Source organism: Clostridium sp. Marseille-Q7071, assembly GCF_965112025.1.
Genome location: NZ_CBCOPR010000001.1, coordinates 2362612 through 2385383 on the forward strand (window position 1 = coordinate 2362612; position 22772 = coordinate 2385383).

Here is a 22772-nt window from a genome sequence, read left to right on the forward strand (position 1 = left end):
AAATATGGGAGAAAATAATAAACGAAATAATGAATCTGTAAGAAAAAATAAAAGAAAAAAGAAAAAGTCATCTATTTTATTAAGAGTTCTATTTACAATTTTACTAATAGGAGTCTTATTATCTGGTGGAGTATATGCTTATTTATCTAGTTTTGATAATAATGCTATAGATCTTAAAAAATCTGGTGCTAATAAAGGAAATAAAAATGATACTTTATCTAGTGATGGTTCTGCTAATTTTCTTGTAATGGGATTGGACCTAGGATCTGGTGATGAAAATGATAAATATGATCCGAAGAGAACAGATACCATAATGTTAGTGCATTATAATCGAAAAGAGAAGAAATATGATATTATTTCAATTCCTAGAGATACAAAAGTAACTATTGATGGGCAGGAACAAAAGATAAACGCCGCTCATGCAATAGGTGGTGTACAATATTTAGTTGACTCTGTAGAAGAGTTATTTAATACTACCATAGACTATTATGTAAAAGTAAATACTATAGGTTTTAGGAAGTTCATTGATGCAATAGGTGGAGTAGATGTAGTCATAGAAAGAAATATGTATTATGACGATCCTACACAGGATTTGCACATATACTTTGAAGCTAGCAAAGAACCACAGCATTTAGATGGGAAAGAGGCAGAGGGCTTTGTAAGATGGAGACAAAACAATGATGGAACTGGACTTGCAGAAGGAGATTTGGGAAGGATAAAAGAACAACAAAAATTCTTTAAAACCTTATTAGCGAAAATACAAAGTCCAAGCATAATACCGAAGCTTCCTAATGTGCTATCAGTCTTCCCAGAATATATAGAGACTAATTTAAGTGCATTAAATATAATGGATTATGGCTTAAGCTTAGCTAGTACTTCAAAAGAAAAAGTAAACTTTCACGTAATTTCTGGTGAAGATGCATGGATAGGTGGAATATCTTATTTTATTTATACACCAGAATCAAATAGTGATATTTTATCTATATTAAACAATGAAAAGCAAATAGAGTCCAATGATGAAAAGCAAGTAGAAGGATTTAAAAAAAATAATATTAGAATTAACATACTAAATTCTACAACCAAAGAGGGATTAGCAGGAAACTTTGGAGAAAATATAGCTAAAAAAGGCTATAGTCAATATACTACAGGGAATGCTAATGAGAATAGACAAACTTCTAAGATTAAGATATATGGATTAAAAAAGGATATTGTAGAAGTTATTAAAAAAGATTTTAATATAGATGACGTAGAATATATGTCCGAATATAATGAGAACTTTGAAGTAGAAGTTATATTAGGTGAGGATAGGGATTTTGTTTATTAAACATATAATTTATATGTAAATATATAAGCAAATTTAAGGAGGATTTCAACATGGAAAAGAAAATAATAAACACAGCTAAAGCTCCAGCAGCTTTAGGACCATATTCACAAGCTGTTAAAGTAGGAAATATGGTATATACATCAGGACAATTAGCGATAAATTCAGCAACTGGGGAATTTATAAATGATGATATAAAAAAAGCGACAGCACAATCACTAGACAATGTTAAAGCTATTTTAGAAGAGGCTGGAACGTCTATGGATAAAGTTGTTAAGACTTTAGTATTATTAAAAGATATAAATGATTTTGCTGCAATGAACGAAGTTTATGCTACATATTTTGGCGATAATCCACCAGCAAGATCTTGCTTCCAAGCTGGAAGTTTACCAAAAGATGCTTTAGTTGAAATTGAAGTTATAGCTATAGTTGAATAATTATTAAACCTCGAGTATTTACTCGAGGTTTTTAACCGACGAAAATAGTTTGATTAATAAGTAAAAACAATATTAAATGTAATTTTAGTCAGATTGATTATTTATAACAAATTCTATTAAAAAATTGATTGAAAGCTTTTTCAAATAAGGAGAAGTTATACATAATTATCTATAGCTAATTGTCAATTGTATAAAGTGGAGGTGAGATATGAATAACAATTTAATATATAAGGTGTTAGAATGCGGAGAAGGAATGAAACTTAGAGAATATATGACAGATGTATTAGAGCTTTCTGGAAGATTCACTAAAAATGCTGGTCTTAATAAAAGAATATATGTTAATAAAAGTATTGTTAAATTGAATCATAAGCTAAATAAAGGAGATATTATTGAAGTTCAAGTTAATAAAGATGAAAGTCAAAATATTATTCCAGAAAATATAGATATAGATGTAGTATATGAAGATTTCGATTTGTTAGTAGTGAATAAACAGCCTAATATGGTAGTTCACCCTACAAAAAGCTATCCTACAGGAACTCTTTCAAATGGTATACTTTATTACTTTAAAGAGAAAGGTGAAAATTGTATAGTAAGATTAGTTAGTAGACTGGATATGGATACTTCTGGTCTTATAATGATAGGAAAAAATCAATTTGCCCATATGAGCTTAGCTAAAAGTATGGAAAATAACTTAATCACTAAAAGTTATTTAGCTGTCGTTCATGGGATAATAGAAGAAGAAAGTGGGACTATTAATGCTCCTATAGGTAGACCTACAGAAGAGAGCATTAAAAGAGAAGTGATGAGTAATGGACAAAAGAGTATAACTCATTTTAAAGTAATAGAACGATATAAAAATGCTACATTAGTGGAACTAACCTTAGAAACAGGAAGAACTCATCAAATAAGGGTTCATTTAAGTTACATAAAACACCCTATTTATGGTGATAGTTTATATGGCATAGAAGAGAATCAGTACATAAAAAGACAAGCGCTTCACGCTTATAAGCTTATAATACCTCATCCACGAACAGGTGAAATGCTAAACTTAGAGAGTAAATTACCAGAAGATATGGAGAGGCTTTTAAGTAAATTGAAGGAAGGAAATTAGAGAAGTTTTAATTAAATTTTTTTGAATAATATCCTAATTTAGAGCGAAACTTTTATAAATTGAGAATTAAAAATGAAGGATGAAGAATTATGAGAATGTATCTTAAAAGTAATTTAGTCACTTTTAAATCCATTAATAGAATTAATTCCTAGGAGTTAATTTCAACTAAATTCTTCATTCTTCATTTTTAATCTTTAAACTCTAGTGCTTTCTTGTTAATCTATTTAATCTTCTACGTCTTTTTTTTTCTTAAATTTATTCCTCTTATTATTAGTACTATTAATACTAGTAATAGTATAAATCCAATAATTAAAGCAATTTTTATAGTTCTCTCATTATCTTTTATAATTTTAGCAACTACAGGAAACTTTTTGGGTGTGTAATCTGTCCCACTAATAAGTTTAATTTCTCTTGTACTATTATTATATTTCATTATAGCAGTAGCTATTGATTGACCTTTTAAAAATGACTTTTTATCAAGGTTATCTGTATTAAAAGAAATCTGAGGTTCTTCTTTTACAGATAAATCTTTAGTATAAAACTCATCACTTGATGCTAGTAGAGGAATTATGGTGCCATCCTCAGCTTCATAATTAGTTATTAAATCATTTTTACTATAAAGTTTTATTGTATCGAAATTATTAAAAGCCCACTCAAATATACTTCTACTATCTTTAAAATAAGTCTTATAAGGATCATATAGCAGAGAAACTATATATTTTTCATTTCCTTTTTCAGCAGAAGCTACAAAGGAGTGTAATGATTCGTCTGTATAACCTGTTTTAGCTGCTATACATGGTTCATAATAATTATCTTCATAATCATGTAAAAGCCTATTATCATTCCATAGTGGTCGTTTTTCCTTATATTTATTTGTAGGTTCTAAAAATAAAGTCTTTGTCTTTGAAATCTTAATATACTCAGGATTCTTTAAAAGTTCTTTTTCTACTAACGCTAAATCATAAGCAGTAGTTCTATGATCTGGTTCATATAATCCATGTGGATTTGTAAAATTAGTATTTTTACAACCTAATTTCTTTGCTCTTTCATTCATCATTTTTGCAAAATTTTCCTGAGTTCCACCTATATGTTCTGCTAAAGCTTGTGCAGAATCATTAGCGGAAACCATAATTAAAGAATATAATAATTGTCTAACTGTAAGTACTTCTCCTTGATCTATGTATATTCTAGAGCCTTCTATAGTTGGAGGTGTAGCTCCTACTGTAACTTTTTCATCTAGATTGCAATTTTCTAAAGTTAATAGTGCAGTCATCAGCTTTGTTGGTGATGCAGGAGGATATTTAACGTCCTTGTTCTTTTCAAATAGAACCTCACCGGTAGTTGCATCAATTACTACCATTCCTGCAGCGCTAGGATCAGGAGCTGATGGTGCTGCAAATATGTATTTGAAATTACAAAATGAAAGAGTACTTACTAATAATAAACTTGCAATTGCTTTTTTCATATTTTCCTCCTAGTAATTTTAATATGATAGCTACCATTATATCAAAAAAATTAAAAAATATCGATAGATATTTATAGAAAATGGAAATACTCAAAATAGAAAGGAGAGTATTTCATGAAAGATAAAGAAAAAATTATTGGTTCTATTTGCATATTAGTATTAGCTATAGTATTTCTTATTAGCGGATATTTAATAACTAGAAATAATAGCAAGGAGGCTTATGAGGATATATTTGTAGAAACTAAGGATATAAATAGTGAAGAAAAGAGGAACTCAACATTTGATGAGGAAGTTATAGTAGTAGATATTAAAGGTAAAATAAAATATCCAAAGGAATATACCTTAAAAAAAGGAAGTAGAATAAGAGATTTAATAACTATGGCAGGAGGATTAACAGAAGAAGCAGATACTAATAGGGTACATTTCTCAAAAACATTAAATGACGAGGATTGTATAGTTATATATGGAAAAGAGGATAAAGAGGAAGAATCTAATATAGTTAATTCAAATAATATAGGTAATTCTTCTAACAGTTCTTCAAAAATTAATATAAATAAGGCTACTGCTGAAGAATTAACCCAATTATCAGGTATAGGACCTTCAAAAGCTAAAGCAATTATTGAATATAGAAATGCTAATAATGGATTCAAATCTATAGAAGAATTGGGAAATGTAGATGGAATAGGTGAGAAGACTATTGATAAATTTAGAGATAAGGTGGACATTAGATAGGGATTATTATAAAATGATTACGTTGAAATCTTATTAAAATTTTAAAAAATAATCTTAGTAGATTATTAGAGTTTTATAGACAGGAGGGTTTAGCATGGAAAAGAGATTGACAGAACTTTCAAAAACATCAGGATGAGCAGCTAAAATAGGGCCGGAGACCCTTTCAAAAATATTAAACAAGTTGCCTAAAATGCATAGTGATAATTTAATTGTTGGCATAGAAACATCAGATGATGCCGCAGTTTATAAATTAAGTGATGATTTGGCAACTATTCAAACCTTAGACTTTTTCACTCCAGTAGTGGATGATCCTTATACTTTTGGACAAATAGCTGCGGCTAATTCACTAAGTGATGTTTATGCTATGGGGGGAAAGCCTACTGTTGCGCTGAATATAGTTTGTTTTCCAAATTGCCTTAATATAGAGATTCTAGGTGAGATATTAAAAGGTGGAGCAGATAAGGTTATAGAGGCCGGAGCTGTGGTGATAGGAGGTCATACTGTTTCTGATGATGAACCTAAGTATGGACTTTCGGTAATGGGAATAGTGCATCCAGATAAGGTTCTTAAAAATTATGGATCTAAGGAAGGTGAGGTATTAATACTAACTAAGCCTTTAGGAACAGGAATATTAACTACTGCAATAAAAGCAGATATGGCTTCAAAGGAAGCTTATAATGAAGGTGTTAATGTTATGAGTACCTTAAATAGATATGCAGGTGAAATCATAACAGAGCATTATGTTAGTGCTTGCACAGATGTAACTGGATTTAGCATAATGGGACATGGTTATGAAATGGCAAGTGCATCTAATGTGACTTTTAGATTATATAAAGATAAATTACCTATAATTGAAGGTATTAAAGAATATGCAATGATGGGATTAGTTCCAGCAGGTAGCTATAATAATAAAAATTATTTAGATGGTAAATATGAATTGAAAAATGTTGAATTATGGATGGAAGATTTATTATTTGACCCACAGACTTCAGGGGGACTATTAATTTCTACTACTAAAGAAGAAAGTATAAGAATTATGGAGAAATTAGACAAGTTGGAATTAAAATCTGCCATAATAGGAGAAGTAATTAGTCTACAGGAGAAGCATATTATTGTAGAATAAATTTGTTATGGTATAGGAGAAATAATATGGATAAAGAGTTATTGAGGCAATTGCCTAAAATAGACGAACTTTTAAAAGAAGATTTAGTATTAAAAGAACTGAATGTTACAGGAAGAACAATTGTTGTTGATTCTCTAAGAGAATCAATAGATTTATATAGAAGATATGTATTAGAAGAGAAAATTCATAGTTTTGAAAGAGAAGAGATTTTAAATTATGCTTTTAAACTGTTAAATGACAAGAAAAAGCCTAATTTAAAAAAGGTTATAAATGCTACAGGTACAGTTATACATACTAATTTAGGCCGTTCACTTTTAAGTGATGGTGCAATAAAAAATGCTATCGAGGTAGCAGGTAGTTACAATAATTTAGAGTATGACATAAATAGTGGAAAAAGAGGTTCAAGATATAGTCATATAGAAGAACTTATAACTAAAATTACAGGGGCAGAAGCTGCTATGGTGGTAAACAATAATGCTGCAGCAATAATGCTTGTTTTGGATACATTATGTAAAGATAAAGAAGCTATAGTATCAAGAGGACAACTTGTAGAAATAGGAGGCTCTTTTAGAGTGCCTGAGGTTATGAAATTTAGTGGAGCTAAACTTGTAGAAGTGGGTACTACAAATAGAACCCATTTATATGACTATGAAGATAATATAAATGAAAATACAGGATTATTGTTAAAAGTCCATACTTCTAATTTTAAAATTTATGGATTTACAGAGGAAGTTGACCTTGAAAGCTTAGTAAAGTTAGGCAATGATATGAATATTCCAGTAGTGGAAGATATAGGAAGTGGAGTTTTAATAGATTTTTCTAAATATGGATTTACTCATGAACCTACAGTACAAGAAAGTATAAAAAAAGGTGTAGATATAATAACTTTTAGTGGAGACAAGATGTTAGGTGGTCCTCAAGCTGGAATTATAGTAGGAAAGAAAAAATATGTGAATCTTATGAAAAAAAATCAATTAACCCGTGCATTAAGAATTGATAAAATGACCTTAGCGGCATTAGAAGGTACTCTTAAGTACTACTTAGATGAAAAATCAGCTATAGAAAATATTCCAAGTCTAAATATGATTTTGGCTTCAAAAGAAGATATGAAGAAAAAGGCTATAAAACTTAAGAAAAAGCTTTCTAGTAATACTGAGGATTTTGATTTTACTGTAACTTTAGATGCTTCTATGGTAGGTGGAGGTTCTATGCCTACAGAAAAGATAGAAACTTATGTTATAAGGGTTAAAAGCAAAGTCTTTTCAGCTAATGAGATGGAACAAAAACTTAGATATAATGAAACACCAATAATAACAAGAATATTCAATGATGAACTTATTTTGGATGTAAGAACTATATTTGAAAAAGATTTTGATATAATTATAAAAGCATTTTTTAATATGGGTTTTAAATAAGAAAATATCTTTAAAGAATTAGGCTTAAATTTTTATCAAGCTATGCATTGTAAACTGTATATTAATTGAGTTTTGCATTAACTTTTTAGATAATACATATGTATATGAAATTATCTAATTGAAAGGATGAATGTTTTATGAAGCATATTATTATAGGCACAGCTGGTCATATTGATCATGGTAAAACTACCTTAATTAAAGCTTTAACAGGAAGAGAAACAGATACTCTAAAAGAAGAAAAAGATAGAGGAATTTCAATAAATTTAGGTTTTACATATTTTGATTTACCTTCAGGAAAAAGAGCTGGAATAATTGATGTGCCTGGTCATGAAAAGTTTGTAAAAAACATGCTAGCAGGTATAAGTAGTATAGATGTAGTTTTACTAGTTATTGCTGCTGATGAAGGGATAATGCCTCAAACTAGAGAACATTTTGAAATACTTCAATTATTAAATGTAAAAAGAGGAATAATAGTACTTACTAAAGCAGATCTAGTAGACGAAGAATGGATTGATATGATTAAGTTAGACATCAAAGAGGAGTTTAGTGGAACTTTTCTTGAAGATGCTCCAATACATGCAGTATCTTCAAAAACTAAGATGGGTTTTGAGGAACTTACAAAAGATATAGAAATTATGACAGATGAGGTGGAAGCTAAAGATACAGAAGGACACTTTAGGTTACCGATCGATAGAGCCTTTACTATTAAAGGATTTGGAACTGTTGTTACTGGTACTATAATTAGTGGTAGAGTAAATGTAGGAGATACAATAGAAGTATACCCATCAAAAATAACTACTAAAGTTAGAGGTATTAAAATTCATGGTGAAAACTGTGAGTTTGGAGAAGCAGGACAAAGATGTGCCCTTAACTTAGCTAATATCAAATTAAATGAAGTTCAAAGAGGAGATGTAATTGCAAGAGAAAATATAATGGAGCCTTCTAATACCATAGATTGTAATCTTTATTATTTAAAAAGTACTGATAGAACTTTAGTAAATAGACAAAGGGTACGATTATATCACGGTACTGAAGAAGTATTATGTAGGGTTGTAATATTAGATAAAGAAGAAATTGAACCAGGTGAAAATGCTTATGTACAGCTAAGATTGGAAAAACCCATAACAGCACAACGAAATGATAGATATGTTATAAGAAATTATTCTCCTATGTATACTATTGCAGGTGGTAGCATTATTGAGCCAGTGGCTAAAAAAGCTAAGAGATTTGATAAAAAATATCTTGAGCAATTAAAACTGAAGGAAAGTGGGAGAACAGAAAGCATATTAGAAAATGCTGTCTATAATTTAAGTGAGCAGTATCCTGATATGATAGCTATTATTAAAGGTTTAGGTAAAAATTTAGAAAATATAGATGAAAAACTAGAAGCTCTTATAAAAGAAGGATTAGTAATAAAATTAATTTCTTCAGAAAGTAATATATATATTCATAAAGAGTTCTTAAAAGACAAAATAATTGAAATTGAAAGGTTATTGATAGAATATCATAAGGAAAATCCATTAAAATTTGGAATGTCTAAAGAAGAGATAAAAAATAAGGTATTTGGAAGATCATTAAAACAAAAGAACTACGATGAAATATTACAACTTTTAGAAGAAAGAAAAATAATAAAAGTAAGTTCAAAGTTTATTTCCTTATATGATTTTCATATTAAGTATAATAAAGAACATGAGAGAATGAGAGAACATATTATTTCAGAATATGAAAAGTCTAAATATAATTGTCCTAAATATAATGATTTAGCTAATGAAGAAAAAGATAAAAGTGCGTTTAAAATGGTATATGAATCATTATTAGATCAAGAGATTTTAGTAAAGCTTAATGAAGAATGTATATTGACAAAGGATAATTATGAGAATGCTAAGATTATGATTAAGGAATATATAGAAAAGAATGGATCAATAAATGCTTCCACTTCAAGAGAACTTTTAGAAACAAACAGAAAATATGCTGTAGCTATACTTGAGCATTTAGATAGTATAAAGTTTACAAAACGAGTAGAGAACGATAGGTTACTATATTAATTTTAAATATAGTCTATTTAAAATTATAATAGAAAATACTATATTAAAATCAGAAAATTGTTGAAATGTGAAAATATATGTGTTACAATTTCATATGTGTCCAAATTTAAAAGATAATACAAGGGAGTAGATAGGTGCTGGTGTGCCTGCCGGTCTTCAAAACCGTGTTGCCGTGCTAAGACCACGACGGGTGGGTTCGATTCCCACATATTCCCGCCAGTTGATAATACTAGCTTTGTGAGATTTTAGATAAAAGTCTTGCAAGGCTTTTTTATTTTACTTTTAAAATATAGCTAATATGACATACTGATGTCTTATAACAAACTATATAATAATCTATATATGTTATAAGAGAGGTGCTAAAATGAACTTCGAAATAAAATTAAATTCTCTATATATTTGTGTTAAAAACATGGAAAGAGCTATTAATTTTTATGAAAAATTCTTTGAAAAGCAAGTAGATATAAAAGATGAAGTTTTTAGTATTTTTGACATAAAGGGATTTAAGTTTTGTCTATTTAATAATAGAAAAGTAAGTGAAGAAGTTACTTGGGGAGATAATTGTTTACCAAGCTTCGAGGTGAATAATATAAATAAATTAACTGAAAAATTATTAGAACTCAATGCTGAAATAAATTTTCCTTTGACCAAAATCAATAATAACTGGGTTTTAGAATTTAAAGATAGTGAGGGAAATGAGATTGAGGTCTATTGTAAAGTTTAAGGACCAAATAAAGAGCAAATAGTTTTTGTTTTGCAGTACACATTAGGTGTTTTAAACTATGGAGAAAGAATAAGCTTACCCTATGGGGTGACTTGTTTTATAAAAGGAAAAATTAAATAGCCGTAGAATAAATAAAATAAAGATTAAATTTCCCAACCGCCTTAAATATAAAATACCTCATAATTAATTGAAAATCAAAGGTTTGTGAAGTGTTTTTTCTTAAGTTTTATGAAAATAAAAAATAGTTGGTAAAAATTTTAATAAAGCCTTTATTTTCAATGTGTTACCGAATATAATCAAAATGAATAATGGCTTGATTACAGTGGTTTAACCTTAACATAGGATGTATTTAAATGCAAGTCCACCTTCGAAATTCCCATGATACTTTGTAGTTTAACCTTAACATAGGATGTATTTAAATACAAACTCAAGTGTATAGTTCTTCTTGCTGATTCATCGTTTAACCTTAACATAGGATGTATTTAAATTCTAATAAGTCACTTGCTAAAGGTACTGGAAGTCGTTTAACCTTAACATAGGATGTATTTAAATGTTAAATTCATCATTTTAACCCTTCTTAACCTTTTCGTTTAACCTTAACATAGGACGTATTTAGATCACATAATGGGGCTAATATAAATGTCGACATTAAAATCATAATTTTTTGAGCATTTAAGAATGTAGTTTTTTATTTATCCTTTTCTTTAAAAGTTGAAGTCATGGAAGTTAATTATTGGGCAACAAAAAATTTATATTGATTTATGTATGGGAGGTAAAATTAATATGGTTCTTATGGGTAACAAAATTTTTATTCGCTTTTTTGAAAATGGAGATGCAGAATCTTTACTGGATTTGCATTTAAGAAATGGTGAGTTATTTCAGAAATATTCGCCGACTTTTGACGATGGCTTTTACACACTTGATGCAAAACGTAAATATATTACCAATTCTATGAAGCAAAGAAAAGAAGATAAAGCATATTCTTTTGGTATATATTTAAAAGATAACGGAAAATTGATTGGTGATGTATCCCTGTATCATATATTTCGAAGTTCACTTCAGAGATGTTTAATTGGTTATTCATTGGACAAACAATATAATGGTAGAGGACATACTACAGAAGCAGTCTCTTTAGCAGTAAAATTTGCGTTTAATGAATTAAAACTACATCGTGTTTATGCAGGTGTAATGTTAAGCAATATAGGTTCAATGCGAGTATTAGAAAAGGCAGGTTTTCATAGAGAAGGTATAGAACAAAAAGGTGTAAAGATTAATAGAGAATGGGAAGACCATCAGATATTTGCTATAATATCAAATAATAACTAAGCTTTATAGCGATGAGGTGAAAAAGGCATATGGTACATTTCTTATTATTCTTATAATGGATAAAAAATCAATAAGAAAAAGAAAGAGAGAAAAAGTAGAATATAAGATATAGAAATAATAAGCTACAGCTTAGAAGGATTACAAAAGGTAATATAGTATATATTATCGATAGCAATAATTTTAATAGAACAATAATTGTCTAAAGGCTTTGAAGACATTTTATTAGTCCTACGCTAAAGGATTAATTATAGGGTTAATAATAAGGCTAATTAAAACCTAAGATTAATTCCTATGTTATTTTCTTTGTGATCTAATTATTTCTATACAATTTTTTAAAGTTATTTCAATTTGTTTCTTTTCTAATAGTATCGAAAAGGGAACTTTTAAATCAGATTAAAACATAATTCATTTAAATATATATGGATTAGTATTAAAATTATAGAAGATGGATATAATTTAGCAAATGAAATAATACTGATTGGATAGAAAAAATAAAAATAGTGTATCATTTTTATATTATTAAATTAGATAGTTTGAAGCAATAAATTGTCAATCAGTTTAATATACAATTAACGGAGGAAGGCGTTAACTACAGAGGGATTACAAATGTGGTTACAGCTATTAAACAAAGAGTAAATTTTAGAAAAGCATCTAGATAACTAGGTGCTTTTTTATTTAGATTATTTTGAATTAAATATAAACTAAAAAGATATTTAAATATATTGTATAATATAGAATAGGGAAAATTTGTATAATAAAAAGTGAATTCAAATTTTAAAATCTCAAATATGTGATTTTATTTGGTAAATTAGAGGGGATATGAATAAGAATAAAAATGTAGTTTTAATTATTTTAATTACAATTATTTTTTCAGTTACCGCATGTTCTAAACAAGATACATCACAAATAGAAAATCCGCAGAGTGTAGTAGAGAACTATTTCAATTCTATGAATGAAAAAAATGTTGATGAACATTTGAAAACTTTATCAGAAAATGAAAAAAGAAATCAAGGTAAAATCAATTTTGATAAGATTGAGTATATCAATATTATAAGTATTGATGAAGAAATGGATACTAAATTTAAAGAAGGCTATTTGAAAAACGGACAAGGACAAGGAAAAAGAATTTCTAAAGAAAATTTAAAGGTTTATAAGGTAAAATATGATGTAAAGTATAAAGAAGGCACAATTACAGCACGAGATAGTGGAACATATGAGGAGTGGTATTGGATTATTAGAGAAAACAGTAATTCACCATGGGTGATTGATGATGCTGGAGTTTAATACATGTTTTACTACAATAAGCATGATAAAATAAAATTTGCAATAATTGCTAGGATTTAAGTGAATTTTAAGATTTAAAACCATGCAAAAATATGAGTGATAATAGCTATGAATCAGAATTATAAATAGATTTTGTAAATTTATGTGGATTTACATTACAAAATTTCATAATTAATATACAAATGAAAGGATTTTACATAATGTAGCGAATGTATATTATTAAAGAAATAATCTATTGTATGGAGGGGCTTATATGAAAAAAAGAATTTTACTAAGTACTATTGGGTTGGTAACTATACTTAACGTAAGTTCAGCTTTACCAGTAAAAGCTGATACTTTAGAAAATAATAATATGCCTAAAGATATCAATTTAAATATGGTAGTAATAAAAAGGTATGATGGTATGATAAATGGAACAGGAGTAAGGCTTAGAACAGCTCCAGGTACTTCATCTAGAGTGATAGCAACTCTTAAGAACAGGCAAAGAGTAACTATTTTGGAATTTGGAAAGAAAAAAATTAATGGACATAAATGGGATAGAATAAGAACTAAAAGTGGTCAAGAAGGATATGTAGCTGATACATATGTATTAGGAATAGCTTAGATTAAAGTAAATCTGATTTTATAAAAGAAAGAGTTAAGTAATTTTTTTCTGATTACTTAGCTTTTTTTTATTTTTTAAAATTGACGACAGATTGACGGCAGAAATTTTACAGTACTATACCTTAAATTCTGCTACTTATTTTAGAATCAATTTTATAATTTTTTTATAAAATCTGATTAATTATAATAGGAAAGACATCATATACTTTAGATGCCTTTTCCTAGAGTAGTTAGTTGTTACAACCAGGAGCTACCCAATCATCCCAACAACCACAATTGCTACAATATGATATTAGTGTGCAATCATCAGTTTTTACAGTATGGATACGTGGATTGAATCACATGTTGACTTAGCACTAGCTATGATAGTAAGCCCTATACTAAAAAATAAAGTTAAAGTTAGTAATGAAATAGATAGCCTGTTTGAAAATTTTTTCATAAATATATCTTCTTTTTCTTTATACACCATATCATATGAGATTAAAATAAATTAATAGTTAATATTGGCTCTTTTTTTATGCATAGAATTACTATGAATTAACTAACGAATTTATTCCGTTAGCTAATTCATTAGTTTAAAATTTACAATAACATCGAATGTATTTTTATAGTGGAACTTAAATGATAATTTCATCATATAATATAAGTGTAATTCGATTTAGATATATAATTTTTCTAAAATATGTAAAAATAGGGGGAAGAAAAAATTATGGAATTAAGTTTAAGTATTCTTTTTTTAGATGGAACAAGTATATGGTTAAATAATACAACTATTACAAATTACAATGACATGTATACGTGGTTAACAACTGGTACTACTGATAATTTTGTTTGTGAAAGATCAAATGGAACACAAATTATACTCTATAAAAATGCAATAAAATATGTTGATGTATTTAGCATTGCTTAATTTGAAGAAGTAAATTGAATTAAATATATAATATTAAAATTCCATTATTTCAAGCCACACACTTAAACTAGTGTGTGGTCTTTAATTATTATTGAATTTTTTATCATAAAATAAAGCTATTGTCAGATAGTAGGAATAATAAGTACTGTAGACATATTTAAAAAATTAAATAAAACTTTATAAAATATCTCTATTCATAAAATTTCAGCATATAATTTATTAAGTTATAAATTAAAATGATATTCTAATTTATAGTATAAAGTGATTAATATAAATTTTATATTATTTTTAAATTTATATATTGATTATGAATGGAGGTAATTATGGATATAATGAGCTTTATTACAGAGAAAGCACTTATATTAATACCAGTACTTTATATAATAGGAATGATGCTTAAAAATACCTCTAAAATTCAAGATTGGAGCATTCCTTGGATACTTTTAATCGTAGGTATAGGAAGTTCCATAGGTCTTTTAGGATTTAACATGGAATCAATTATACAAGGAGTTTTAGTTACTGGTACTACAGTGTATACAAATCAATTGTTTAAACAAAGCACTATAAAAAAGAAAGAACAGGATGATAAAAGCTAAAGGTAATGTATTTATACATTACCTTTTTACATATAAAAATATAATAAAATTTATTAAAATGATTATAAATATAGTTAATAATATAGATTCAATATTTTGGAAAAAATTTTTGAAATATATAAATGAAATAAATTAATTTTAATCTTAATTAGAAAAAAATAGCTTTAATATTATTTTAATATATCTTTTCTTAAAAACTTTCTATAAAGCTGCAAAGGTTACCAAAAAGGTATAAAGTATAACAGTTTATAGACGAACATAATTTATATCGGTAGTTTGCTATTTAAAGCTATGGGAGGATATGTTAATGAAGAAAAAAATAAGAATTAAACTAAAATTTAAGAGTATAGGTACAAAGCTTGCTTTTTATTTTGGAATATTAATTTTTTTGGTTAGTGGTGTATTAGGAACACTATCAGTAAAATTATCGCAAGAATCTGCACTTAATATTCTAAATTTAACTTTACCAGAAGTTGCAACGAATGCTGCTAATTCTATAGATAACTACATAAAAGGAACTATAGACTCTTTAGAATCAATATCAATTTGGGAAGAGTTAAGAGATACCAATGTACCTATAAAAGAAAAAGTGAACCTTATTAAACCTGAAACAGAAAGAAAAGGCCACCTTAGAATGGCATTTGTTGAACCAAATGGGAAAGCTCATTTTACTGATGGGGCCAGTCTAGATATTTCTAATGATGAATATTTTAAAAAATCTTTATCTGGTGCAGTTGCAGTAAGTGAACCTTTTGAAGATAAAATAGGTGGAGACATAATAATAGTTTATTCTGTACCTATTAAAGAAACGAATGGACGTGTTAAAGGAGTTTTAATTGCAGCGAGAGATTTAAAGAAAATTAATGAGATGATATCTAAAGTCACCTTCGGTGAGACAGGAAAATCTTTCATGCTTGATAAAAGTGGAACGATTACTGCACATTATAATCCGGAAGTAGTAAAAAGAAGAGATAATTTAATAGAGATGTCAAAAGAGAATGAAGAGCTAAAAGGAATGGCTGAAATTTGTGGAAGAATGATTGGTGGACAAAAAAATGCTGAGTCATGTACTAATGGTGGAAAAGAACAGTATATAGCTTATGCTCCTATTACAACTACAGGTTGGTCAGTAGGCATATTTATTGATGCTGAGGAAGTATTGGCAGGTACATATAAAGCTGAAAACATGATAGCAATAATTTCAATAGTAGCAATACTAATAAGTTTAATGTTTGTGCTATTATTAACAAAATCAATTAAAAAGTCTATATCAACTACTGTAAGACATCTAGAAGTATTAGCATCAGGAGATTTTACAGAAGAAGTATCAAAAAAATTATTAAATAGTGGTGATGAATTCACTCATATAGGAGAAGCTATTGAGAGAATGCAGATATCTATGAGTGAGGCTATAAGTACTGTACAAAATAATGCTTTTACAATTGATGAAAATACAGAAAGTTTATCAAGTTTATCAGTAGAGATGTCCAGTTCTATTGATAATGTTGCAACTTCAGTACAGGATGTAGCTAAAGGAATGGAAACTCAATCAGGGGATTTAGTATATATAGTTTCAATATTAAATGATTTTAATATTCAACTTGACAATGTATTAGAATCTGTAAAGGTTATTGAAAATGGAACTTCAGAAATTCACATAAAAGCTAATGATAGTAATAAAGATATGAGTAGTGTTATAAATTCAGTAGATACTGTAACAGATTCATTTAGCGAATTAGTAGAAAAAATACAAAATGTAGAAGGAAATATAAATAAAATAAACGAAATAACTACCTTAATAAAGGGAATATCAGATCAAACAAACTTATTAGCACTTAATGCAGCCATAGAAGCAGCTAGAGCAGGAGAAGCAGGTAGAGGCTTCTCAGTAGTAGCAGATGAAATAAGAAAACTAGCGGAGCAAAGCAAACACTCAACAGAAAATATAGTTAAGCTAATAAGTACTATATCTCAAGATACAGAAAAAATGGTTGAAACCACTGATATGGTAAATAATCAATTATTGACTCAAAAAAATAGCATAACAACAGCAATAGAATCCTTTGGAGAAATAACAAAGGCTGTAAATGATATAAATCCTAAAATTGAGGAAGCAACTAAGATAGCAACTGATATAAATAATAAGAAAAATGACATAATAGAGAAGGTAGAAGCAACTTCATCAGTAGCGGAAGAAGTATCAGCTTCATCTGAGGAAATTGCCGCAACTTCAGAAGAGGTAAGTGCATCTACTCAAGAAGTATCAGCTTTAGCTGGAGAACTTTCTAATATGACCAATAGTATGAAAAAATTAGTAGAATTATTTAAAGTTAAAAATTTCTAAATATATTAAGGAATACTAATATAATTTATTAGTATTCCTTTTAATTTTAATATGAATATTAAAATATAAAACTTTTTTCAAATGGTTCAATTTATAATTATGAACATTTAAAAAAATAATTAGTTAATATGTAAATCTATTTTGCATAATATTATGTTTTTAAAACTCTTTATAACTTTAGTGTAACTTGCATAATATTAAATATCAGTGACTTTTTAAGTAGTTATTTAATTATGAAATATTCATTATGAACTTAAAAGTGTATAAGCTATTATATATTGGTCAAAGCTTGAAATAAATAATTTATCGAAGAGGGAGATTATGGATAGACCATTAGTTTATTATAGCGTTGCTTTATTTTTAGGTGCTTTCATATGTTATTTATTATTAAATTCAATATATTTATCTTTTATATTAATTGGATTATTTTTAATAATTATCTATAAAACTGTAAATAGAAGATATTTTATTTTAATATGCAGTTTCTTAATAACTGGTATAGTTAGTTATTTTATATATTTTAATTTTACTTTAGGACAGAATGAAACTTTAAGAGTTACTGTAGTAAACAATTATGAAACTATAGCTAGTATACATAATAGAAAAATATTTGTAAAAGGGAATTTAAAAGGTGTTAATAAGGGGGATATATTAGTATGTAAAGGAACTTATATGAAAAAGCCTATATATGATAAAGGTATAATAGGAACTTATAGTGTTCAATCTTTTAAAATTAAGAAAGATATTATATCTAAAATAGAGGAATATAAAAGGAGAATATTTAAAAAACTGTTGATTTATCAAGGAGAAGAGAATTCTTCTTTAATAATGGCACTTTGTTTAGGAGATAAGGATTATCTTTCTTATAGTAAAAAAAATAATATGAGTATATTAGGTATATCTCATATTATTAGCGTTTCTGGATTTCATATTGCAGCTATATATGGAGTACTTCAGAAAATTTTTGGTTATAAAATAGCACTTATAATAACGTTTATTTATGTAATAATAACGGGAATGAATGCTTCAACAGTGAGAGCTTTTATCATGATTTCTATTTTGGTAATGTCTAGAATAATAAAAAGAAATTATGATACTTTATCTAGTATATCTTTTGCAGCAATAATACTTTTATTAATAAGGCCATATTATATTTTAGATATGGGGTTTATGTTGTCTTTTTTATCAGTGATAGGAATAACAACTACCTATGTATACATAAGAGATAAATTAAGAATTTTACCAAATGTCATCAGAAACTCAATATCTATGACCTTATCAGCACTTGCATTTACGTTACCTTATTTAGCTTTAAATACGAATACTATAGGTTTTAATGGTATTATTAGCAACTTAATATTAATACCTTTCTATAGTATACTTATTATATTGGGAAACGTATCTTTATTGCTATTAAACATTAATTTCGTATTTAAATTCATTAATTATGTATTAACTTCATTGTTATTTATAATAAATACAGCTGAAGGACTATTTCTAAAGAATATGTTGGATGTTGCAAAAATTACTTATATACAAGCTCTAGTTGTAATTACACTATATTATTCCTATATGTTATATAAGAAAGGGTATAAAAACTCATTATACGTTCCTATAATATTCTTTTTAATAACTCTTGTTAGTAATTATTCTTTTTATCCTGAAATTAGTTATATAAAAGAAAAAAATAACAATATAATAAATGTTAAATATAAAAATAAAAGCGTTTTACTTAGCAATAAAATAGTGAAGTTATCAAAAATTAAATCTTCCATTAGTGTAGATGATATATATGATGAAATTAATAATGAAACTATTATTAATTTGAAAAATGATTATAAAATAATTGCAACTCCTAATAGAGGAGATTTAGATTTAATAATTTACTCTAAAAACAATAAAATATTATTTACAACTAATAAAAACAAACAAATTCAAGGCAGTTATGGTAAAATAAAATTTATTGAAGAGGATGAATATGGTTTTAATGGTATGGTATATAAAAGGTATAAGATTATCAAAGATAACATATTTGAATACCATTATTAAAAACTTATACAGTTAATAATTTACTATAAATAGTTTAAGTATTTTTATAAAAATTAGTTAGTATATTAGCTTATTTTATGTCATACTAACCTTATAAATTTTACTGATAATGACAATTAATTGTAATCTTAAAATTGTATAAGTTATTGTTAAAAAGGAGAGAGTAAACTTTGCTTAGTTTAGTAGAATTTGAAGAAAAGATTAAAAAAGGTAAAATTGACAACTGCTATATTTTTTGTGGAAGTGATGAAAATTTAATAAAGACATCTATAAGCACTATAGTATCTAAAAGTATAGATGAAAATTTTAGAGATTTAAATTTTATGAGATTAGATGGTCAAAAAGTAGATAATGATACTATAATTAATTGTTGTGAAACTATGCCTTTTATGAGTGAAAAAAAAGTTATAGAAATTTATAGATCTATATTTTTAGAGGACAGTTATAAAAACTCATCTGATGGGAAAAAAGTAGATTTCAATAATTTATCAAAATACCTAGAAAATCTTCCTAATTATTCAACTTTAATCATGTATTATGTTTTTGAAAGTGATAGAGAAAAGGTAAGTAATAAAGTTAAAAAGTTAGAAAAAAAGGCTACAGTAGTAAAAATTGATAAATTAAAAGGGGATAATTTATACTATAAAATTAAAACTATTTTTGAAGATAGGGGTAAGAAGATAGATAGATCTGAATTAAGTTTTTTTTGTAGTCTTGTGGAAAATAATATGAATATAATAACCAATGAAGTAGAAAAATTATGTTGTTATACTGAAGATAGAAAAATAACTAAAGAGGACATATTAGCTTTAATGCCACCTAAAAATGAAAATGATATCTTTAATCTTGTAGATTGTTTATCTCAAAAAAATATTAAAAAATCTATGGACATAGTCAATGAATTAATATATAAAGGGGAAAAAATTCCTGTTATTTTACATATGATACAAAGACAGTTTAAATTACTGTTAGCATTAAGGTTAGGCAGTGATAGTGGCATAAAAGTAGATGAACTTTCAAAACAACATAGGCTACATCCCTACATTGCAGAAAAGATGGTTAAACAAAGTAAAAAGTTTTCTGTGCAGGCCTTAAAAAGAAATTTGAAACTTTGTGTTGAAACAGAAAAGTTAATTAAGAGTTCAACTAGTGATAATAAAATACATTTAGAACTTTTTATGTTAAATTCAATGATATAGGATATGTATTATAGGGTTTCTTAATTAAAATATAATTTATACATGATTTTAATTTTCATAACAAAAATTCTTATTTATGAATTAAAAATTAAGAATGAAAGATACAAATTATGGTTAAAACTCCGACATAAAAGCCTTCGGAGTTTTTTTAGAAGAAATTTTATTTTAGAAATTCACTAAGTGTGAATTTCATCCCCGATTCTTTATTCTTAATACTGATTTTAAGAGGTTAAGTTATTTTTATAGAAAATTTATTTTACAGAGTATATTTTAAGCTCTCACATTGTATCTCTATAACAATAAGTTATAAATGAATATCTTTAGTTTTATTAAAATAAAAAAACCGTGATTTTATCACGGTTTATTTATTAAGCTGATAAGCTAGTTAACTTTGTAGCTAGTCTAGATTTCTTTCTAGCTGCTTTATTTTTATGTATTATTCCTTTTGAAGCAGCCATATCTAAAGCTTTAACAACTACGTTGTAGTTAGCCTTAGCTTCTTCTACATTTTTGTTAGCAACTGCAACTTCAAACTTCTTTATTTTAGTTTTAAGTGCAGATTTTATCATTGTATTTTTAAGAGTTTTAGTTTTTGTAACTTTAATTCTTTTTTGTGCTGACTTAATGTTTGCCATGTGTGTTTCACCCCCTTGTATTTTTATCACGTCTCAGCAGCTTTGGGGAAGTCTGCGTATGAGTCCTATATTTAACAAATGCTATTATATCATTATTTCAAAATCACTTCAAGTAGAATTTACCTTTTAAGATTAAAATCTAATAACTTTAATAATTTTTGTAATAACTTCCCTTTATGTATTATAACAGTAATGAAAGTAAAAATACATAGTTAGTTAAAATTTTTCCAAAAGAATAGTAATAGTTTATTTGGAAAAAATATATTTTAGAAGCAAACTAATTTTTTTCTAAAGCACTTTATTGTTTTAATATTTAGATTAAAAGTTATCTTTGATTTTTAATTAAAAGTAAAAAGGAGAGAGAATATGAATAACATAAGAACGGATTTAGCATTAGAGGCTAGAGAATATTATAAGGAAAAGAATAAAAGCGATATAGATGGAGTAGAAGTAATTGATTATATTGATAAACAGGTAATGATTTCTCATGTAAAAGTATTAACTGATGAAGGTGAGAGAATAATAGGTAAGCCTAAAGGAAATTATATCACTTTAGAGTTTGCAGATTTTGTCCATTATGATGGTGAGGCAAAAGATGATGTAAGTAAAACCTTAGCAAAAGAATTAAGCAAAATAATTAAATTGGATGAGAGTATGACTGCACTAGTAGTAGGACTTGGTAATTGGAATATTACTCCCGATGCACTAGGACCTAAAGTTGTATCTAAGCTTATGGTAACAAGACATTTAAAAGAGTATGTACCTAACAGTATCGATGAAGGTGTTAGACCAGTTTGTGCAGTTGCTCCAGGAGTACTAGGTATTACTGGTATAGAAACAAGTGAGATTGTAAGAGGCATAGTGGATAAGATTAAACCTAATATAGTCATATGTATTGATGCATTAGCCTCTAGAAAAACTCAAAGAGTAAATAGAACTATTCAAATTGGTGATACAGGAATATCACCAGGTGCTGGAATAGGGAATAAAAGAATGGAGTTAAGCGAAAGTACACTGGGTGTACCAGTTATTGCTATAGGAGTACCTACAGTTGTAGATGCAGCTACACTGGCAAATGATACTATAGATTTAGTTATAGATGATTTAACAGATGAAGCAGCTTCTGGTGGAGAATTCTATAAGCTTTTACAATCTTTAGATAGAAATGAAAAACAAAATTTAATAAGAGAAACTTTAGGAGTAAAAATGGCAACATTAGTAGTTACTCCTAAAGATATAGATATGATAATTGATTCTATATCTAAAATAATTGCTAATGGGATAAATATAGCACTTCAGCCAGCATTAACCTTAGATGATATTAATAAATACTTGAATTAGTTATAAATAATAAAATCCCCTCATATATATCAAATATATTTATTAATAAATAATGTGATTTAAACAATTGATTATTGAAAGAGGACAATTAAAATAATTTCTAAAACCTAAT

The 22772-nt window shown here is 27.1% G+C and carries 19 protein-coding genes, 1 tRNA gene and 1 CRISPR repeat array; of the genes, 18 read left to right on the top strand and 2 right to left on the bottom strand.

The annotated features are described in order from the left end of the window. The first annotated feature begins 4 nt into the window (after positions 1 to 4). The 3 genes from ACWPW7_RS11060 to ACWPW7_RS11070 all read left to right on the top strand — a co-directional run bounded on the left by ACWPW7_RS11060 (position 5) and on the right by ACWPW7_RS11070 (position 2869). Positions 5 to 1324 carry an LCP family protein gene (locus ACWPW7_RS11060; protein WP_454053542.1) on the top strand — a complete coding sequence of 440 codons (1320 nt, stop codon included), beginning with the start codon at positions 5 to 7 and terminating at the stop codon, positions 1322 to 1324. A 50-nt stretch (positions 1325 to 1374) separates the two neighbouring features. Continuing rightward, positions 1375 to 1758, top strand: a complete 384-nt coding sequence (locus ACWPW7_RS11065) for a RidA family protein (protein ID WP_039632057.1) — start codon at positions 1375 to 1377, stop codon at positions 1756 to 1758. A gap of 208 nt (positions 1759 to 1966) precedes the next feature. Continuing rightward, complete coding sequence (locus ACWPW7_RS11070; RefSeq protein WP_454053543.1) at positions 1967 to 2869, top strand: RluA family pseudouridine synthase; 903 nt, start codon at positions 1967 to 1969, stop codon at positions 2867 to 2869. A gap of 232 nt (positions 2870 to 3101) precedes the next feature. Here ACWPW7_RS11070 and ACWPW7_RS11075 read toward each other — a convergent pair whose 3' ends face one another. Further along, positions 3102 to 4334: a D-alanyl-D-alanine carboxypeptidase family protein gene (locus ACWPW7_RS11075; RefSeq protein WP_454053544.1), complete on the bottom strand. Its 1233-nt coding sequence runs from the start codon at positions 4332 to 4334 to the stop codon at positions 3102 to 3104. A 114-nt stretch (positions 4335 to 4448) separates the two neighbouring features. Between ACWPW7_RS11075 and ACWPW7_RS11080 the strand changes: the two genes are divergently transcribed. The 14 genes from ACWPW7_RS11080 to holA all read left to right on the top strand — a co-directional run bounded on the left by ACWPW7_RS11080 (position 4449) and on the right by holA (position 20684). Continuing rightward, positions 4449 to 5066, top strand: coding sequence for a helix-hairpin-helix domain-containing protein (locus tag ACWPW7_RS11080; protein WP_454053545.1), 618 nt, complete (start codon positions 4449 to 4451; stop codon positions 5064 to 5066). A gap of 94 nt (positions 5067 to 5160) precedes the next feature. Further along, positions 5161 to 6189 carry a selenide, water dikinase SelD gene (gene selD / locus ACWPW7_RS11085; protein ID WP_454053546.1) on the top strand — a complete coding sequence of 343 codons (1029 nt, stop codon included), beginning with the start codon at positions 5161 to 5163 and terminating at the stop codon, positions 6187 to 6189. Between the two features lie 26 nt (positions 6190 to 6215). Next, positions 6216 to 7604, top strand: a complete 1389-nt coding sequence (gene selA / locus ACWPW7_RS11090) for an L-seryl-tRNA(Sec) selenium transferase (protein ID WP_454053547.1) — start codon at positions 6216 to 6218, stop codon at positions 7602 to 7604. A 137-nt stretch (positions 7605 to 7741) separates the two neighbouring features. Continuing rightward, complete coding sequence (selB, locus tag ACWPW7_RS11095) at positions 7742 to 9649, top strand: selenocysteine-specific translation elongation factor (RefSeq protein ID WP_454053548.1); 1908 nt, start codon at positions 7742 to 7744, stop codon at positions 9647 to 9649. A gap of 122 nt (positions 9650 to 9771) precedes the next feature. Beyond that, positions 9772 to 9868: transfer RNA gene (locus ACWPW7_RS11100), tRNA-Sec, on the top strand. Between the two features lie 145 nt (positions 9869 to 10013). Then, positions 10014 to 10373, top strand: coding sequence for a VOC family protein (locus tag ACWPW7_RS11105; RefSeq protein ID WP_454053549.1), 360 nt, complete (start codon positions 10014 to 10016; stop codon positions 10371 to 10373). 325 nt (positions 10374 to 10698) lie between these two features. Next, positions 10699 to 10991: a CRISPR direct-repeat array (repeat unit 30 nt; unit sequence GTTTAACCTTAACATAGGATGTATTTAAAT). A 174-nt stretch (positions 10992 to 11165) separates the two neighbouring features. Beyond that, positions 11166 to 11699: a GNAT family N-acetyltransferase gene (locus ACWPW7_RS11110; protein ID WP_454055499.1), complete on the top strand. Its 534-nt coding sequence runs from the start codon at positions 11166 to 11168 to the stop codon at positions 11697 to 11699. Between the two features lie 819 nt (positions 11700 to 12518). After that, the gene (locus tag ACWPW7_RS11115) at positions 12519 to 12983 is read left to right on the top strand and encodes a DUF4829 domain-containing protein (protein WP_454053550.1); all 465 of its coding nucleotides are present in this window, start codon (positions 12519 to 12521) and stop codon (positions 12981 to 12983) included. A 253-nt stretch (positions 12984 to 13236) separates the two neighbouring features. Then, positions 13237 to 13587, top strand: coding sequence for an SH3 domain-containing protein (locus ACWPW7_RS11120; RefSeq protein WP_454053551.1), 351 nt, complete (start codon positions 13237 to 13239; stop codon positions 13585 to 13587). 708 nt (positions 13588 to 14295) lie between these two features. Further along, on the top strand, positions 14296 to 14496 hold the full coding sequence (locus tag ACWPW7_RS11125; protein ID WP_454053552.1) for a hypothetical protein: 201 nt from the start codon (positions 14296 to 14298) through the stop codon (positions 14494 to 14496). A 323-nt stretch (positions 14497 to 14819) separates the two neighbouring features. Continuing rightward, positions 14820 to 15092, top strand: a complete 273-nt coding sequence (locus tag ACWPW7_RS11130) for a phage holin family protein (protein WP_454053553.1) — start codon at positions 14820 to 14822, stop codon at positions 15090 to 15092. Between the two features lie 307 nt (positions 15093 to 15399). After that, the gene (locus ACWPW7_RS11135) at positions 15400 to 17436 is read left to right on the top strand and encodes a methyl-accepting chemotaxis protein (protein WP_454053554.1); all 2037 of its coding nucleotides are present in this window, start codon (positions 15400 to 15402) and stop codon (positions 17434 to 17436) included. A 321-nt stretch (positions 17437 to 17757) separates the two neighbouring features. After that, positions 17758 to 19485 (top strand): ComEC/Rec2 family competence protein, encoded by a 1728-nt coding sequence (locus ACWPW7_RS11140; RefSeq protein WP_454053555.1) that lies wholly within the window; start codon positions 17758 to 17760, stop codon positions 19483 to 19485. A gap of 170 nt (positions 19486 to 19655) precedes the next feature. Then, positions 19656 to 20684, top strand: coding sequence for a DNA polymerase III subunit delta (gene holA, locus ACWPW7_RS11145; RefSeq protein ID WP_454053556.1), 1029 nt, complete (start codon positions 19656 to 19658; stop codon positions 20682 to 20684). Positions 20685 to 21052: 368 nt separating this feature from the next. Here the strand turns inward: holA and rpsT are convergent, their stop codons facing one another. Beyond that, a complete protein-coding gene (rpsT, locus tag ACWPW7_RS11150) occupies positions 21053 to 21319 on the bottom strand; it encodes a 30S ribosomal protein S20 (protein ID WP_291560370.1) in 267 nt (88 codons plus the stop codon). A gap of 366 nt (positions 21320 to 21685) precedes the next feature. On the opposite strand from rpsT, the gene gpr reads away from it, so the two are divergent. Beyond that, on the top strand, positions 21686 to 22660 hold the full coding sequence (gpr, locus tag ACWPW7_RS11155) for a GPR endopeptidase (protein WP_454053557.1): 975 nt from the start codon (positions 21686 to 21688) through the stop codon (positions 22658 to 22660). Positions 22661 to 22772 lie beyond the last annotated feature (112 nt).